This window comes from Sinorhizobium sp. NFACC03 (assembly GCF_900103435.1).
In the GTDB taxonomy this organism is placed as follows: domain Bacteria; phylum Pseudomonadota; class Alphaproteobacteria; order Rhizobiales; family Rhizobiaceae; genus Ensifer.
In genome coordinates this window covers 90,441-106,332 of record NZ_FMXF01000013.1, presented here as the reverse complement: position 1 = coordinate 106,332, position 15,892 = coordinate 90,441, and the positions used below count along the sequence as shown (strand labels likewise).

11 protein-coding genes are annotated in these 15,892 nt (G+C 62.1%); 2 read left to right on the top strand and 9 right to left on the bottom strand.

Annotated elements, in window-relative coordinates:
- Positions 1-158 precede the first annotated feature (158 nt).
- Complete coding sequence (gene rpoH, locus BLU35_RS17740; RefSeq protein WP_093233921.1) at positions 159-1,064, top strand: RNA polymerase sigma factor RpoH; 906 nt, start codon at positions 159-161, stop codon at positions 1,062-1,064.
- A 116-nt stretch (positions 1,065-1,180) separates the two neighbouring features.
- Here the strand turns inward: rpoH and BLU35_RS17735 are convergent, their stop codons facing one another.
- Both BLU35_RS17735 and BLU35_RS17730 read right to left on the bottom strand, forming a co-directional pair.
- Positions 1,181-3,496 carry a hypothetical protein gene (locus tag BLU35_RS17735; protein WP_093233920.1) on the bottom strand — a complete coding sequence of 772 codons (2,316 nt, stop codon included), beginning with the start codon at positions 3,494-3,496 and terminating at the stop codon, positions 1,181-1,183.
- Positions 3,497-3,559: 63 nt separating this feature from the next.
- Positions 3,560-4,858 carry an adenylosuccinate synthase gene (locus tag BLU35_RS17730; protein WP_057254708.1) on the bottom strand — a complete coding sequence of 433 codons (1,299 nt, stop codon included), beginning with the start codon at positions 4,856-4,858 and terminating at the stop codon, positions 3,560-3,562.
- Between the two features lie 205 nt (positions 4,859-5,063).
- On the opposite strand from BLU35_RS17730, the gene BLU35_RS17725 reads away from it, so the two are divergent.
- The gene (locus tag BLU35_RS17725; protein WP_093233919.1) at positions 5,064-5,945 is read left to right on the top strand and encodes a DMT family transporter; all 882 of its coding nucleotides are present in this window, start codon (positions 5,064-5,066) and stop codon (positions 5,943-5,945) included.
- 302 nt (positions 5,946-6,247) lie between these two features.
- On the opposite strand, the gene BLU35_RS17720 is transcribed toward BLU35_RS17725, so the two are convergent.
- The 7 genes from BLU35_RS17720 to ftsH all read right to left on the bottom strand — a co-directional run bounded on the left by BLU35_RS17720 (position 6,248) and on the right by ftsH (position 15,848).
- Entirely contained in the window at positions 6,248-6,754 is a 507-nt protein-coding gene (locus tag BLU35_RS17720) for a GNAT family N-acetyltransferase (protein ID WP_093233918.1), read from the bottom strand.
- Between the two features lie 115 nt (positions 6,755-6,869).
- Positions 6,870-8,465 carry a phosphoglycerate dehydrogenase gene (gene serA / locus BLU35_RS17715; protein ID WP_093233917.1) on the bottom strand — a complete coding sequence of 532 codons (1,596 nt, stop codon included), beginning with the start codon at positions 8,463-8,465 and terminating at the stop codon, positions 6,870-6,872.
- A gap of 133 nt (positions 8,466-8,598) precedes the next feature.
- Positions 8,599-9,777, bottom strand: a complete 1,179-nt coding sequence (locus BLU35_RS17710) for a phosphoserine transaminase (protein WP_093233916.1) — start codon at positions 9,775-9,777, stop codon at positions 8,599-8,601.
- A gap of 254 nt (positions 9,778-10,031) precedes the next feature.
- Positions 10,032-10,865 carry an outer membrane protein gene (locus BLU35_RS17705; RefSeq protein ID WP_093233915.1) on the bottom strand — a complete coding sequence of 278 codons (834 nt, stop codon included), beginning with the start codon at positions 10,863-10,865 and terminating at the stop codon, positions 10,032-10,034.
- 186 nt (positions 10,866-11,051) lie between these two features.
- Complete coding sequence (locus tag BLU35_RS17700) at positions 11,052-11,876, bottom strand: outer membrane protein (protein WP_093233914.1); 825 nt, start codon at positions 11,874-11,876, stop codon at positions 11,052-11,054.
- A gap of 363 nt (positions 11,877-12,239) precedes the next feature.
- Complete coding sequence (gene glmM / locus BLU35_RS17695) at positions 12,240-13,592, bottom strand: phosphoglucosamine mutase (RefSeq protein WP_057254701.1); 1,353 nt, start codon at positions 13,590-13,592, stop codon at positions 12,240-12,242.
- Between the two features lie 315 nt (positions 13,593-13,907).
- Positions 13,908-15,848 (bottom strand): ATP-dependent zinc metalloprotease FtsH, encoded by a 1,941-nt coding sequence (gene ftsH / locus BLU35_RS17690; RefSeq protein ID WP_057254700.1) that lies wholly within the window; start codon positions 15,846-15,848, stop codon positions 13,908-13,910.
- Between the last annotated feature and the right edge of the window lie 44 nt (positions 15,849-15,892).

Below are 15,892 nucleotides of genomic sequence, written 5' to 3'. Positions count from 1 at the left end.
CGTGACATTTCTGTCGCCCGGCGTCACAGATTGGTGAAACCGGACTCCTTGAATCATGCTTTCGCCGTACTTATTTTCTAGGCTCGTGGGGTCTTGACGAAGACCCACATGCCCGGCTTGCCGACCGGAGGCCGGAGACGACAAAGGGGGTGCTTCATATGGCCCGAAACAATTTGCCGACCATTGCCGCTGGAGAAGGCGGCCTCAATCGCTATCTCGACGAAATCCGCAAGTTTCCGATGCTGGAACCGCAGGAAGAGTACATGCTCGCCAAGCGGTACCAGGAGCATGACGACCGCAAAGCAGCGCACAAGCTGGTCACCAGCCACCTTCGCCTCGTCGCCAAGATCGCGATGGGCTATCGCGGCTACGGCCTGCCGATCGGCGAAGTCGTATCCGAAGGCAATGTCGGCTTGATGCAGGCCGTCAAGAAGTTCGAACCCGATCGCGGCTTCCGCCTTGCCACCTACGCGATGTGGTGGATCAAGGCGGCGATCCAGGAATATATCCTGCGCTCGTGGTCGCTGGTGAAAATGGGCACGACCGCCAACCAGAAGCGGCTGTTCTTCAACCTGCGTCGCCTCAAGGGCAAGATCCAGGCGCTCGACGAGGGCGATCTGAAGCCCGAACAAGTCAAGGAAATCGCCACCACGCTCAAGGTGAGCGAGGATGAAGTGGTTTCGATGAACCGCCGCCTCTCCGGCGACGCTTCGCTCAACGCGCCCATCAAGGCGAGCGAAGGCGACTCCGGCCAATGGCAGGATTGGCTTGTCGACGATCACGACAACCAGGAAGAAATCCTGATCGAACAGGACGAGCTTGAAAACCGCAGGGCATTGCTCGCCAATGCGATGAAAGTGCTGAACGACCGCGAGCGCCGCATCTTCGAGGCACGCCGCCTGACCGAAGAGCCGCTGACGCTCGAGGATCTTTCGGCCGAGTTCGACATCAGCCGCGAGCGCGTGCGGCAGATCGAGGTCCGTGCCTTCGAGAAGGTCCAGGACGCCGTGCGCAAGGCCGCTCTCGAGCGCGCCAATACATTGCGGGTCGTCGAGGGCGCATAATAAACGCTCTTCGCGGTTTCCGGGCGCTACGGTTGCCCGTCATCGATAAAAGCCAAATGAAAAACCCGGCGGATCGCTCCTGCCGGGTTTTCTTTGTCCTGTCCGACCGCGCTTGCTTACTGGCTGTTGGTCGCCGCGTCCGTTGCCGGTGCGGCCGTCCAAGCGCGCATCGCCTGGTTGAAGGCGTCGGTTCCGCTCGGCCCCTTCTCCAGCGTCAGCAGTGCGCGGCGCCCGTTCCTGTAGGTCAGCGGAATGTCGATCCAGCTCCGGCTGCGCAGCAGTTCGGTGTTGTTGCCGATCGCGTCCTTCGAATCGTTGAGCGCGATCATATGGAAATCGTCGGTGATCTTGGCCGGAACCGCAATCAGCGCATCGCCGCGATCCTGCTCCGTACGCTTCATCGAAACGCGCTGAACGCTGTCGATCGCGCCGCCTTCGAAGTTCGGCGGCAGCGAGAAGACGAATTCGACGACATGGCTGGCCGGCAAGGACTCGTCGGCGTTGCGCTTGATCGTCATCAACGCGGTCAGACCCCGGTCCGGAATGGTGATCTGCGCCTGGATGGCCGGTTCAGGCTTGGCGTCGCCACCAGGCGATTCTTCCTTTACCGACCACGCAACGGTTCCCGGAATGGCCGTCGGCGAAGACTGGCCGAGACGCTCTTCGTAGAGGAACATCTTCTCGCCATTGGCGATCGCAATCTCCGGCGTCGTCGGCTGACCACCGGTCTGCTGGCCCGCAGGCGGCGTGCCTGCAGCCTGTCCGGCCGTTCCACCTTGGGCAGTGGCCGTTTCGACGGGCTTGCTCGCCTCTGTCTGCTGTGCCACGGACTTGCCTTCCTGCGCGGCGCTCTCGCCGCTTGCGGTGGCAGGTCCATTGTCGACTTCCGAGCCGTCACCAAGAAGGCGTTGGGTGAACTTGGTCGAGCTGTTGTCCGGGACCGCCGTGTCGTCGTGCTGTGCCGGTTCCTGCTGCGTCGATTCTCCCTGGGTTTCCGCCGGCGGAGCGCCCTCTTGTGCCGGCGATCCACCGATGTTTGAAACGGCCGAGGTGACCGATGCCACGATGCCTGAAAGCCAGGCATTGCCGGCTTCCCGGTTCTGCCAGTAGGCGAAGCCGCCGCCACCAAGCGCCAGCAAAGTGACTGCAGCGATGGCGAGGCGCTTGATGCTGAAGCGCGATGGCTTCGGAGTGGCCCGGTAAGATGCCGGCCGCGATGCCGCGGGCGCCAGTGCCTCGGCGCCACGTTCCGGCTCACGCGCAGCCGTCGATGCTGCTGCACCTGCCGTCGCCGCAGCAGCGGCACCTTCGAAACCGAGCAGGTCGTCGATGTGATCCCAAGCGGTGCCTGCACGATCTTGCTGGCTCTGAGGGGTATCGGTCGAGGCCGTCTGTCCGGTCTTCTCGACCGGCCAGGACCAATCGGCAATCTCCGGCTCAGCGCTCTTTTCGGTTCGCCGTTCCTCCAAAGGCGCAAAGGGATCGTTGTCGTCGAACGACCAGTTGCGCGCGGTGTCAACCTTGGGAAGCTCTGCTTCGGCCCTCGGGGTCTCCGCCGGCGCATGCTGCTGCAGCTCTTCCACCGGATGCATGCCAAGAAGCTCGGGGGTATGGGCCGGCTCTTCTTCGCCGACCTGCTGGTCCGTGGGAGCGGCGTGCTTTGCTACGGGAGAGGCGGTCTCCCATTCCGGCAGCTCCCATTCCGAGGCGGCCGACTTTTCTTCGGCGGCCACTGCCGGAACATCATCCCATGTCGGTTCTTCGACAGACCGGGCTTCCTCGTCTATCGACGGGGGAGCGACGGTCTCTTCATAGCTCTCGACCGGAGCTGGCTCCGAATATTCCGCAGCCTCGTAAACCGGGGCATCCGCCTGCGGCTCTTCGACGACGGGGGCGCTCGGCTCCTCTACCGGAGCCTCGGTCGCTTCGACATGTTCGGCAACCGGCTCTTCCGCAACCGGCTCTGCCGGCGCTACCTCTGCGGCTTCGACGTAGTGTTCGGCGGGCTGCGCCGGCTCCTCGTAAACCTCGGCGTCGTGGTCGAGTGCCGCAGTGCTTTCCGCCTCCGGAGCCGCTTCCTCGGCAACCGCAACCGGCTGGCTTTCACCAACCGGCTCGGGCTGCGCTTCGGGCTCCGAAACGACGTCCTCGATCGGCGGCTCGGCGGCTACGGCTTCGGTCGCTTCCTCCACCACCTCCGTCTCTTCGAGCGCGGCCAAGGCTTCGGCATATTCGCTGTCGACCTCGACGATGGCGTTTTCGAGTTTCGCCAACTGGCGATTGATCATGTCGTCCGACGGACGCGGGTTCATGTTTTCGAGTTGGCGGCGCACGGCTGCGCGCGCCTTCTCGTATACCCTGTCCCGCATTTCAGGTGTGTTTTCCGACAGGCCGTCAACGGTCCTGCGAATAACTGCAACAAAATCCGCCATTAGTACTTTCTCATACGCCCAGGTATGTCGTTGCGATCGCGACGCAATGTCATTTCGCCGACACTAGTCCTCAAAGGGGTCCGTCACAAGTATTGTGTCGTCCCGCTCGGGGCTGGTCGAAAGAAGAGCAACCGGCGCACCGATCAGTTCTTCCACCTGGCGAACGTATTTGATCGCTTGCGCCGGAAGCTCCGCCCAGCTGCGTGCGCCGACCGTCGATTCCTTCCAGCCTTCGAGTGTAATATAGACTGGCTTTGCCGAAGCTTGCTGCGCTTGGCTTGCCGGCAGATGGTCGATCTGCTGTCCGTCCAGAGTATAACCGACGCAGATCTTCAGTTCGTCGAGACCATCGAGCACGTCGAGCTTGGTGAGCGCGATGCCGGTGATGCCATTGGCGGCAACGGACTGGCGCACCAGCGCCGCGTCGAACCAGCCGCAGCGGCGCTTGCGGCCCGTGACCGTGCCGAACTCATGGCCCTTTTCGCCGAGGAACTGGCCGATTTCATCGGTGAGTTCGGTCGGGAACGGGCCCTCACCGACGCGCGTCGTATAGGCCTTGGTGATGCCGAGGATATAGCCGAGAGAACCCGGGCCCATGCCCGAGCCGGCAGCAGCCTGGCCGGCAACCGTGTTCGACGAGGTGACGAACGGATAGGTGCCGTGGTCGATGTCGAGCAGCGTGCCCTGCGCGCCTTCGAACAGGATTCGCGCGCCCTTGCGGCGGGCCTTGTCGAGCAGCACCCAGACGGTGTCCATGAACGGCAGCACCTTGGCGGCAACAGAAGAAAGCTCCTGCATGATCGCCTCGTGGCTGATCTCCGCTTCACCGAGACCACGGCGCAGCGCGTTGTGGTGGGTCAGCAGGCGATCGACCTTGGCCGGCAACGTATCGAGATCGGCGAGGTCCATCACACGGATGGCGCGACGGCCGACCTTGTCTTCGTAGGCCGGGCCAATGCCGCGGCGCGTGGTGCCGATCTTCGTGCCGCTATTGGAGGCCGCATCTTCGCGGATGCCATCGAGCTCGCGGTGCAGCGACAGGATCAGCGTGGCATTGTCGGCGATGCGCAGATTGTCTGGCGTGATCGCAATGCCCTGCTTGCCGAGCTTGTCGATTTCGGCGATCAGCGCGTGCGGGTCGATGACGACGCCATTGCCGATGACGGCAAGCTTGCCGGGACGCACGACGCCGGAAGGCAGGAGCGACAGCTTGTAGCTGACGCCGTCGATTACCAGCGTATGGCCGGCATTGTGACCGCCCTGAAAGCGCACGACGATATCCGCGCGCTCGGAGAGCCAATCCACAATCTTGCCTTTGCCTTCGTCACCCCATTGGGAGCCGACCACTACGACATTCGTCATAATTCTCTTCCTGTGCAGGCGCGCAAACGAAGCTGCGCTGTTCTCAAACCCGCGCATCTATACTGTGTTGTCATCTGGAAAGCGACCCCGTTATATCCGGCGTTCCGCCCTTTTTGCATGACAAGGGCGGGATTTAGCGCCTATATCTTCGTCTCTCCCGCCATCGCGGCAACAGGTCGCCCATCCCCGCACAGGTCTGAGCATCGTGAATTCCAGGGCCTACTTCTATCTCTGCGTCACCGCACTCTTTTGGGGCGGCAATTCCGTCGCCGGCAAGATGGCGGTCGGACACGTAAGCCCGATGATGCTGACGACCTTGCGCTGGGTCTTCGCGCTGGTCGTCATCCTGGCGCTGATGACGCCGCAGATCCGACGCGACTGGGACAAGATCCGCAAGCACTGGCTGCAGCTTCTCGCCTATGGCGCGATCGGTTTCACCACCTTCAACGCGCTGCTCTATTCGGCGCTGAAATACACGAGCGCCATCAACGCCGTCATTCTCCAGGCCGGCATTCCGATGTTGATCTTCCTGTTCAACTTCGTGCTGTTTCGCACGCGGGCGTCGATCGCCCAGGTAATCGGCTTTACCGTCACCCTGATCGGCGTGTTGGTGACTGCAGCCCATGGCGACATTTCGAGCCTGTTGACACTCGAGTTCAATTTCGGCGACGCGTTGATGATCATCGCCTGCGTCGTCTATGCCGGCTATACCGTCGCACTGCGCTACAAGCCGACGATGCACTGGCAAAGCTTCATCGCGGCGCCTGCCTTCGGCGCGCTTTTAAGCGCCCTGCCGCTGCTCTTCTGGGAAATCGGCACCGGCACGGCGATCGCGCCGGATGCCACCGGCTGGATCATCGTTCTCTATGCGGCGATCTTCCCCTCGCTGATGTCGCAGGTGCTCTATGTCCGCGGCGTCGAGATGATCGGCGCCAACCGGGCGGGCCTTTTCATCAATGCCATTCCGGTCTTCGGGACGTTGCTCTCGGTGCTCCTGATCGGCGAGACCTTCCACCTTTTCCATCTCGTCGCGCTCCTGCTGGTGCTTGGCGGCATCGCGATCGCCGAAAGGGGCCGTCCGCGCTGACGCCCCCTCGCGTCTGCCGGGCAGGCGTCGCGCAATGATATCTCTTTTCATTGAAAGCTCGCTGGGGAGGCTTCGCGCCAACCAAAACCTCGCTCATTCCTGTGCTTGTCACAGGAATCTCTAGCAGTTCCGCTGGAACTGCGGCACCAGCCCAACTCCTTGGACCCGACGGACGTCGGGTTGCTGGATTCCCGCCACAAGGGCGAGGATGAGGGAGAACGGGACACCCCTCGCGGCAGAAAGCCATCTTTAGGGTTTGTCAGCAGCCTGAATGGCGCCGTTTCCGGCGCCATTTTCATTTATCAGGCAAGAAGCCGCTCCATATAGAGCGCTTCCTCGCCGTAGCTTGAGAGCTTTAGCGCCAGCCGCTCGTCCATCCGGACTTCAAAACCCTGCCTCTCCCAGAAACCGCGGGATCCGTTGACGGAGACGAGCGACATCGACCGCAACCCTTCCGTTCTGGCGGCATCCTCCAGAACAGGAAGAATTCCGCCGCCCGCTCCGGAACCACGCATCTCGGGCAGAAGGGCGAGATCATGGATATACCATGTGTCGGCGGCATCAGGGATTTCGCCAAGCATGCTGTTCAGCGATGGTGGCACGCCTCTGAGCCAAGGATGGCTCAGCACGTAGCCACGCGACTGCCCCTTCGCGTCCAGCATGAAGCAACCGGCAGGGCTCAAGGCGATGCGGTCAGCAAGTACGGCGTCGTCCTCGGGAAAGGCCTGGTGAACCACAAGCTGGATCTCCGATACGGAGGCGAGATCGGGCAGGCTTGCCTCGCGCCAGCGGAATGTCATTTCGGTCATTTCTCGTCACATGCGTTCGAAACAGGAAAACGCACCGGCGGCCACCGGTGCGTCTATATGTCCCGTGATTGGGTCGGCAAAGCGGCAGATCACACCGCCGCTTGCAGCGCCGGCGTCAATCGATGTTGAAGACCAGCGGCTTTGCCTGGCGGATTGCCTGATTGGCCCGCAGCTTGTCAAGAACAGCCTCGGAAACGGCGCCGTCAACGTAAAGCAGCGCAATCGCGTCGCCGCCTTCCTTCTCGCGGCCGAGCTGGAAGTTGGCGATGTTGACGCCGGCGTCACCGAGCGTCATGCCGATGAAGCCGATCATGCCGGGAACGTCGGTGTTGGTGATGTAGACCATGTGGCTGCCGACATCCGCATCAAGGTTGATGCCCTTGATCTGGATGAAGCGCGGCTTGCCGTCCGAAAACACCGTGCCGGCCACAGAGCGGGTCTGGTTGGCGGTCTTCACCGTCAGCTTGATGTAGCCGTCGAAGACGCCGGTCTTGTCGCGCTTGACCTCGGACAGGATGATGCCCTTTTCCTTGATCATCACCGGCGCCGAAACCATGTTGACGTCGGCGACCTGCGGGCGGATCAGACCGGCGAGAACCGCGCTCGTCAGCGCCTTGGTGTTCATGCCGGCGGTCGAGCCGTCATAGAGGATCTCGATTTCCTTGATCGCGCTCTCGGTCACCTGGCCGACGAAGGCGCCGAGAACGTCGGCAAGCCGGATGAACGGCTTCAGGATCGGGGCTTCCTCAGCCGTGATCGACGGCATGTTGATGGCGTTGGAGACGGCACCCTTGACCAGGTAGTCCGACATCTGCTCGGCCACCTGCAGGGCGACGTTCTCCTGGGCTTCCGTGGTCGAAGCGCCGAGATGCGGCGTGCAGACGACGTTCGGCAGGCCGAAGAGCGGGCTTTCCGTTGCGGGCTCGACCTCGAAGACGTCGAAGCCGGCGCCGGCAACATGGCCGGCCTTGATCGCTTCGGCCAGCGCTTTCTCGTCGACGAGGCCGCCACGAGCGCAGTTGACGATGCGCACGCCCGGCTTCGTCTTGGCCAGCGCTTCGGCACTCAGGATGTTGCGGGTCTTGTCGGTCAGCGGCACGTGCAGGGTGATGAAGTCGGCCTGCGCGAGCAGTTCGTCGAGTTCGACCTTGGTGACGCCCATTTCCTCGGCGCGCTCCTTGGAGAGGAACGGGTCGTAGGCGAGAACGTGCATCTTCAGGCCGATGGCGCGCGAGCAGACGATCGAGCCGATGTTGCCGGCACCGATGACGCCGAGCGTCTTGCCGGTGATCTCGACACCCATGAAGCGCGACTTCTCCCACTTGCCGGCCTGCGTCGAGTTATCGGCGGCCGGAAGCTGGCGGGCAACGGCGAAGAGCAGCGCGATCGCGTGTTCGGCGGTCGTGATCGAGTTGCCGAAGGGCGTGTTCATCACGATGATACCGCGGCGCGACGCAGCCGGGATATCGACATTGTCGACGCCGATGCCGGCGCGGCCGATGACCTTGAGATTGGTCGCAGCTGCAATCAGCTTTTCCGTCGCCTTGGTGGCCGAGCGGATGGCAAGGCCGTCATAGTTGCCGATGATCTCGGCGAGCTTGTCCTTGTCCTTGCCGAGCTTCGGCTGGAAATCGACTTCGACGCCGCGGTCGCGGAAGATCTGGACGGCGGTTTCCGACAGTTCGTCGGATACGAGAACGCGAGGTGCCATGAGAGGCCTCCTTAAAGATCAGGTCTGAATGGGAATGCGGTTAGCCAAGCCTCGCTCCCATGGGGAGCGAAGCGGATCACTCAAATCGGTGTGAGATGCGGGCGAAGTCCATTGTTCCTCACCCCTTGTCTGATCAGGCCGCGGCCTGCGTCAGCGTTGCCTTCTGGGTCTCGAAGGCCCAGGTCAGCCACGGCATCAGCGCCTTCATGTCGGCGGTCTCGATCGTGGCGCCGGCCCAGATGCGAAGACCCGATGGTGCATCGCGGTAGTGGCCGATGTCGAAGGCAACGCCTTCCTTTTCGAGAAGCGCAACCACGCCCTTGGCGAAGGCCGCCTGTCCGTCGGCGTCGAGCGCCAGGACGTCCCTGTCGACGATCTTCAGGCAGACCGAGGTGTTGGAGCGGGTCTCGTCCTTGACCGCCAGGTTGGCAATCCAGTCATTGGCGGCGACGAAATCGAAGATCGCCAGCGCATTGGCGTCGGCACGGGCCATCAGGCCCTTGAGCCCGCCGACCTGCTGCGCCCAGAGGAGCGCATCGATATAGTCCTCGACGCAGAGCATCGACGGCGTGTTGATCGTCTCGCCGGTAAAGATGCCCTCGATCAGCTTGCCGCCCGAGGTCATGCGGAAGATCTTCGGCAGCGGCCAGGCCGGAACGTAGGTCAAGAGACGCTCGACCGCACGCGGCGACAGGATGATGACGCCATGGGCGCCCTCGCCGCCAAGAACCTTCTGCCAGGAGAAGGTGACGACGTCGAGCTTGGCGAAATCGAGGTTCTGCGCAAAGGCGGCAGAGGTCGCGTCGCAGATGGTCAGGCCCTTGCGGTCGGCCGGGATGAAGTCGGCGTTCGGCACCCGTACGCCGGAGGTCGTGCCGTTCCAGGTGAAGACCACGTCACGGTCGAAATCGACCTTGGCAAGATCGGGAAGTTCGCCGTAGCCGGCTTCGAATTTGCGCACGTCGGCGAGCTTCAGCTGCTTGACCACATCGGTCACCCAGCCGGCGCCAAAGCTTTCCCAGGCGACCATGTCGACGCCGCGCTCACCGAGCAGCGACCAGAGCGCCATTTCGACGGCGCCGGTATCGGAAGCGGGCACGATGCCGATGCGATAATCGGCCGGCACTTCAAGAATGTCACGGGTAAGATCGATGGCCTGCTTCAGCTTCGTCTTGCCGATCTTGGCGCGGTGAGAGCGACCGAGCGGAGCATTGGAGAGAGCGTCGAGCGTCCAACCGGGGCGCTTCGAGCAAGGGCCAGAAGAGAAATGGGTATTGTTCGGACGGAGGTCCGGCTGTGCAGGCTTTGCCATGCGCTATCCTTCCAGATAGATAGCCCTTCGTTGGGGAAGGGTGTCCCGCCGTCGTCAATATTGTGGACGGGACCGGAAGTCAAGCGCTTTGTCGCAATCGAGAAAATTTATGGCGCCGCGGGCAATATCTGCAAAAGCAGAACGATGTGCGCCGACCGATTGTTGCCGGCCGGCACTTTCGTCAGGGCAATAGGCTGAGGCGATCGGCGGAAAATGTGATCCGGCTGTCGCCGAAACTGTGGCGCTTCAAGGCGTTAGAAGGAGAAGCGCAGGCCGGCGCGGATCTCGTGACGGGACAGTCCATCGTCGAAGCCCTTGTCGCCGGCAGCACCCACCAGCGCCTCGGCGCCGAAGCCGAACATCTCGCCATCGGCGATATGGGAATAGCGATAGCCGACATCGAGCTTCAGCTGCTCGCTAAGGTCATAGGAGACGCCCGCCATCAGCGCATAGGTGAAGCGCCAACTGTCGCGCCCCTCGTAGGAGGTCGAGGTGGGCGAACCGCCACAAGCACCGCCGCCGGCCACACAAGTGGCGCGTTCGATAGCCGTGTCCCAGTTGAGGCGCGTCGCGCCGATGCCGCCGCCGACATAGGGCGTGAAGCCGGCAAGCGTACCGAAATCCACATAGGCGTTCGCCATCAGTCCAAGGGCCGAGTAATCGGCTCCGGTCGAGAAGGCGCAGGACGTGCCGGCCCCTTGCCCGACGCAAGGACTAGCAGACGAGGACGACCCGCTGAACCGACCCTCAAAGTAGTCGGCCGTCAGATCGGCGCGGAATGTATCGGTAAACTGATAACCGACGCCAAGCGAACCGGAGAACGGCTTGTCAAAGCGGGCATTGTCGAAGGAGACGCTGTCATAGGTCAGCGTTCCCGCACCAAAGGTCCGGTAATAGGGATCGCCCTCGCCGCGCCAGGGCGCATAGCCGATATCGCCACGCAGATAGATCGCGCTTGTGCCGACAGTTTCTTTCTCGATGGTGATCTCCGGGGCATTCAGGAGATCCTCGTCGGCCGCCAGCGCGGCGCCAGAGAGAAGCAGGCCGGCACCAAAAGCGGCTCCGCAGAACCCGTTTCGCCAATCCATGCCATGCCCTTTCACCGCTGCTATCCGTGCGGGATGGAGCCATGCCGTCGCCGCTTCGTTCAGCGTTAACTATTGCAGCGACTGGTTAACCCGCGGTTAACCATGCCTGTTAGGAAACGGCAAAGATTTGCGGCAATGAAAAAGGCCACCCGAAGGTGGCCCTGGTACGTGGCGGATACTTTTCGATTACTTGTAGACGATCGGCGGCGGCTCGTAAGGCACTTCGCAGACATTACCGAAGGAGTAGCGCAGACCGGCGCGCGCCTCGTGGATGTAGAAGCCATCGTCGAAGCCCGGACCGCCACCGTTGGCGTAGCCGAACATGTCGCCATCATCGACCTGGCGGAAGCGATAGCCGATGTCGGCCTTCAGGTTGCAGGTCAGGTCGATCGCGGTGCCGGCCATGAGGGCGTAGGTGAAGCGCCAGCTGTCCTTGCCGCCATGATTGGTCGTCGGGTCGCAGGCTGTCGGATCGCTGACACTGCAGCTGGTGTTCCGGAGTCCGTCCCAGCTCACGCGCGTCGCACCGACACCGGCACCGACATAAGGGGTGAAGGCGCCGTAGGTGCCGATGTCCACATAGGCGTTGGCCATGAGACTCCAGGCGGAAACCGAGCTTATGTCACGCGACACGCAAGGGCCTGCAACCGTCCCGCAGCCGCCGCTGGTCGAGCCGGTGAAGTCGCCATTGCCCCAGTAGTCGGCCGTGATGTCGGCGCGCAGGTAATTGTTGAACTGATAACCGACACCGCCGCCGATTACCCAGGAATCATCGATATCAGCGGAATCGAAATCCGCGATCGAGCCGCTCGGCCCACCCTGGTAGAAATTTGCGCCGCGCAGATGGTTCCAGGCGTAACCGACGTCGCCGCGCAGGTACCAGCCGCTGGTCTGGATGACCTCGACGGGCTGCTCCGGCACCGGCTCCATAGGCGGTTGGTAGACATCCGCAGCGAAAGCTGCCGTGCCGCTGAGCAACACAGCAACAACGCCACTCAAAATTCTCTTCATGGCCCACTCCAATACATTCCGTTGCTTGGTTCACCATGAAACCGGTGCCCAAATCCCGATGTTGGTTATGGATAATGAGGAGGAAAGGTTAAGTTCTGATTAACTACAAACGTTTACCGCGATTGTTAAGAAAGCAGCCTATTCTTGCGGTTGCTGTTCCGCTTTACTGTCAGCCTACTGTTCCCATAAGGTGCAGCTAAATAATCGTCGGGACAACGCGCTCTAAAAGCCAGCAACGCTTTCAGATCGGAATTCCAAGGATGGAACGATCTCGTCCCGGGCACCGCTTTCAAGCCACAGCAGGACAAAAAAAGAGGCCGATGCGTCGCACCGGCCCTGGAGGGAAATCAGTCGCTGGGTGTCTCAGGCGGCGTTGCGAACGCTGCCGATGACATTGATCAGCTCGTCGACGATGCGCTCGACCTGGCCACGATCGTCGCCTTCCGCCATCACGCGAATGAGCGGCTCGGTGCCGGAGGGCCGGATCAGCAGGCGGCCGGACTTGGCGAGCTCCGCTTCGGCATCGGCGATCGCCTGGCGCACAGTGGCGTCTTCGAGCGGCTTGCCGGCGGAAACACGAACGTTCTTCAGCACCTGCGGCACCGGCTCGAAGCGGTGGCACACCTCGCTCACCGTCTTGCCCTGGCGCTTGATCACCGCGAGGATCTGCAGAGCAGCAACAAGACCATCACCCGTCGTGCCGAAATCGGAGAGTACGATATGGCCGGACTGTTCGCCGCCGACGTTCAGTCCGTCCTGGCGCATCTGCTCGACGACATAGCGGTCGCCGACCTTCGTGCGTCGCAGATCGATACCGCGTCCCTTAAGATAGCGCTCGAGGCCAAGGTTCGACATGACGGTGGCCGCAACAGCACCCCCGCGCAGCATGCCGTCTTCGGCCCAGCTATCGGCGATCACAGCCATCAGCTGGTCGCCATCGATGACAGTGCCGTTCTCATCGACGATCAGCACACGGTCGGCATCGCCATCAAGCGCGATGCCGATGTCGGCGCGCACTTCGTGGACCTTTTTCGACAGCGTGGCGGGATGGGTGGAGCCGCAATCGAGGTTGATGTTGAGGCCGTTCGGTTCGGTGCCGATGGTGACGACTTCCGCGCCAAGCTCCCAAAGCGCCGTCGGCGCTACCTTGTAGGCGGCACCATTGGCGCAATCGACGGCGATCCTGAGACCTTGAAGCGTGACGTCGCGTGGCAGCGTGCGCTTTGCGTGTTCCAGATAGCGATAGATGTCGCCATCGACGCGCTTCGCGCGACCGATGTCTTCCGACTTCGCCAGCTGCCCCGAGAGGTCCTGGTCGAGCAACGCTTCGATCTTCGCTTCGATATCGTCGGAAAGCTTGTAGCCGTCTGGGCCGAAAAGCTTGATGCCGTTGTCCTGGAAGGGATTGTGCGAGGCAGAGATCATCACGCCGATATCGGCCCGCAGCGAGCGAGTGAGCATGGCAACACCCGGCGTCGGAATCGGCCCGAGCAGGAAGACGTCAAGACCAGCGGCCGTAAAGCCCGCCACCATGGCGTTCTCGAGCATATAGCCCGAAAGGCGCGTATCCTTGCCGATCACCACGCGGTGGCGGTGAGCGCCGTTGCGAAAGATCGTACCGACCGCAATGCCGACCCGCATCGCCAGATCCGGTGTCATCGGAAACAAGTTGGACTGGCCGCGGATACCGTCGGTGCCGAAATACTTTCGCTTCATAAGAACTCCATCGTTCTGCCGGGTCAGGGCTGGCTTGGCCACCTCCGCCTGTCTGCGTTTTCCGCGACTGGGTTTCATTGACCGGACCTCATTCATACTTCTTGGATGCCGTCTGCCTGGCGATCAGCATTCCGTTCAAGGACAGCCATCGCAAACACGTCATGTCTTCTTTGACACAAAAGCGCAGCAAACGGCAGCGAGCCTAACATCAGAAATCGTTACATCCCGTTACCAAATGCCAGAGGCCGCGTGGCAACGAAAAGCCGCCGCTCCCCTTGAGGAGCGGCGGCTCGGATATACTGCCAACCGTGGCAATTATTGCGGCTGCGGCTCGAACCCACCTTCGGATTCTTCGCCCTTGCCCGCCGGACCTTCCTTCTTGGAACCTGCCGAAGGAACGGCCGAGCCGCGATGCGGCGGCGTGTCGTCGCCAAGGTCGCGCGCCGGCTTTTCGCCGCGGATCAGCGCCTTGATCTCTTCGCCAGTCAAGGTTTCGTATTCCAGCAGCCCTTCCGCCAGCGCCACGAACTCGTGGTTCTTCTCGGTGAGGATCTTGCGGGCGGTCTCGTAGGCCTCATCGATCAGACGACGGATTTCGTTGTCGATCTTCTGCGCGGTCGCCTCAGAAACGTTCTTCTGCTGCGCAACGGAGTGGCCAAGGAAGACTTCCTGCTGGTTCTCACCATAGGAAACCTGGCCGAGCTGGTCGGAGAAGCCCCACTGCGTCACCATCGCACGGGCAAGCTTGGTCGCCTGCTCGATATCCGACGATGCGCCCGAGGTGATGTTCTCCTTGCCGAAGGTCAGTTCCTCGGCAACGCGTCCGCCCATCATGATGGCAAGGCGCGAGACCATCCACTTGTAGCTCATCGAATAGCGGTCGCCTTCCGGCAGCTGCATGACCATGCCAAGCGCCCGTCCACGCGGAATGATCGTCGCCTTGTGCAGCGGATCGGCCGAGGGAACGTTGAGCGCCAGGATCGCGTGACCGGCTTCGTGATAGGCGGTCAGCTTCTTCTCGGCTTCGGTCATCGCCGACGAGCGACGCTCCGCACCCATCATGATCTTGTCCTTGGCATCCTCGAATTCGAGCATGGTGACAAGACGCTTGTTTCGGCGGGCGGCCATCAGCGCCGCCTCGTTGACGAGGTTCATGAGGTCAGCACCGGAGAAGCCGGGCGTACCGCGTGCAAGCACCTTGAGGTCGACGTTCGGCGCCAGCGGCACGTTGCGCACATGCACCTTGAGGATGCGTTCGCGGCCGTTGATATCCGGGTTCGGCACGACGACCTGGCGGTCGAAACGGCCCGGACGCAGCAGTGCCGGATCGAGAACATCAGGACGGTTGGTCGCCGCGATCAGGATGATGCCTTCGTTTGCCTCGAAGCCGTCCATTTCGACCAGCAACTGGTTGAGCGTCTGTTCGCGCTCGTCATTGCCGCCGCCGAGACCGGCGCCACGATGGCGACCGACAGCGTCGATTTCGTCGATGAAGATGATGCAGGGCGCATTCTTCTTTGCCTGCTCGAACATGTCGCGCACACGGCTGGCGCCGACGCCGACGAACATTTCGACGAAGTCGGAACCGGAGATCGTGAAGAACGGCACGTTGGCTTCGCCTGCGACGGAGCGGGCAAGCAGCGTCTTACCGGTACCGGGAGGGCCGACGAGCAGCACGCCGCGCGGAATGCGTCCGCCGAGGCGCTGGAACTTCTGCGGATCGCGCAGGAATTCGACGATTTCTTCCAGATCCTGCTTGGCTTCGTCTACGCCGGCAACGTCGTCAAAGGTGACGCGGCCATGCGCTTCGGTCAGAAGCTTGGCCTTGGACTTGCCAAAGCCCATGGCGCCGCGCGACCCGCCCTGCATCTGGCGCATGAAGAACAGCCAGACGCCGAGGATCAGAAGCATCGGAAGAAGCGTGCCGATGTAGCTCAGGAAGCCGGACGAGCCGTCGGTTTCCGGGCGAACCGTGACCGTCACGTCCTTGGCTTCAAGGCGCTCGGTCAGCGCCGTATCGACTGAAGGCGCATAGGTCTGGAACGTTGCGCCGCTTTCGGAATAGCTGCCGATCACTTTCGAGCCGGTGATCACGACTTCCTTGACGCGGCTCGCATCCACGTCCTTGAGGAATTGCGAGAACGGGATCTCGCGCGAGCCGGTGCGCTCCGTCGGCTGCTGGAACATGCTGAACAACGCGATCAGCAGAAGCGCTATGATTGCCCAAAGGGCAAGATTACGAAAATTAGGGTTCATCGAACTCCCCGGAACCTGTCACGGCCCGCGCATTTCGCCGGGCC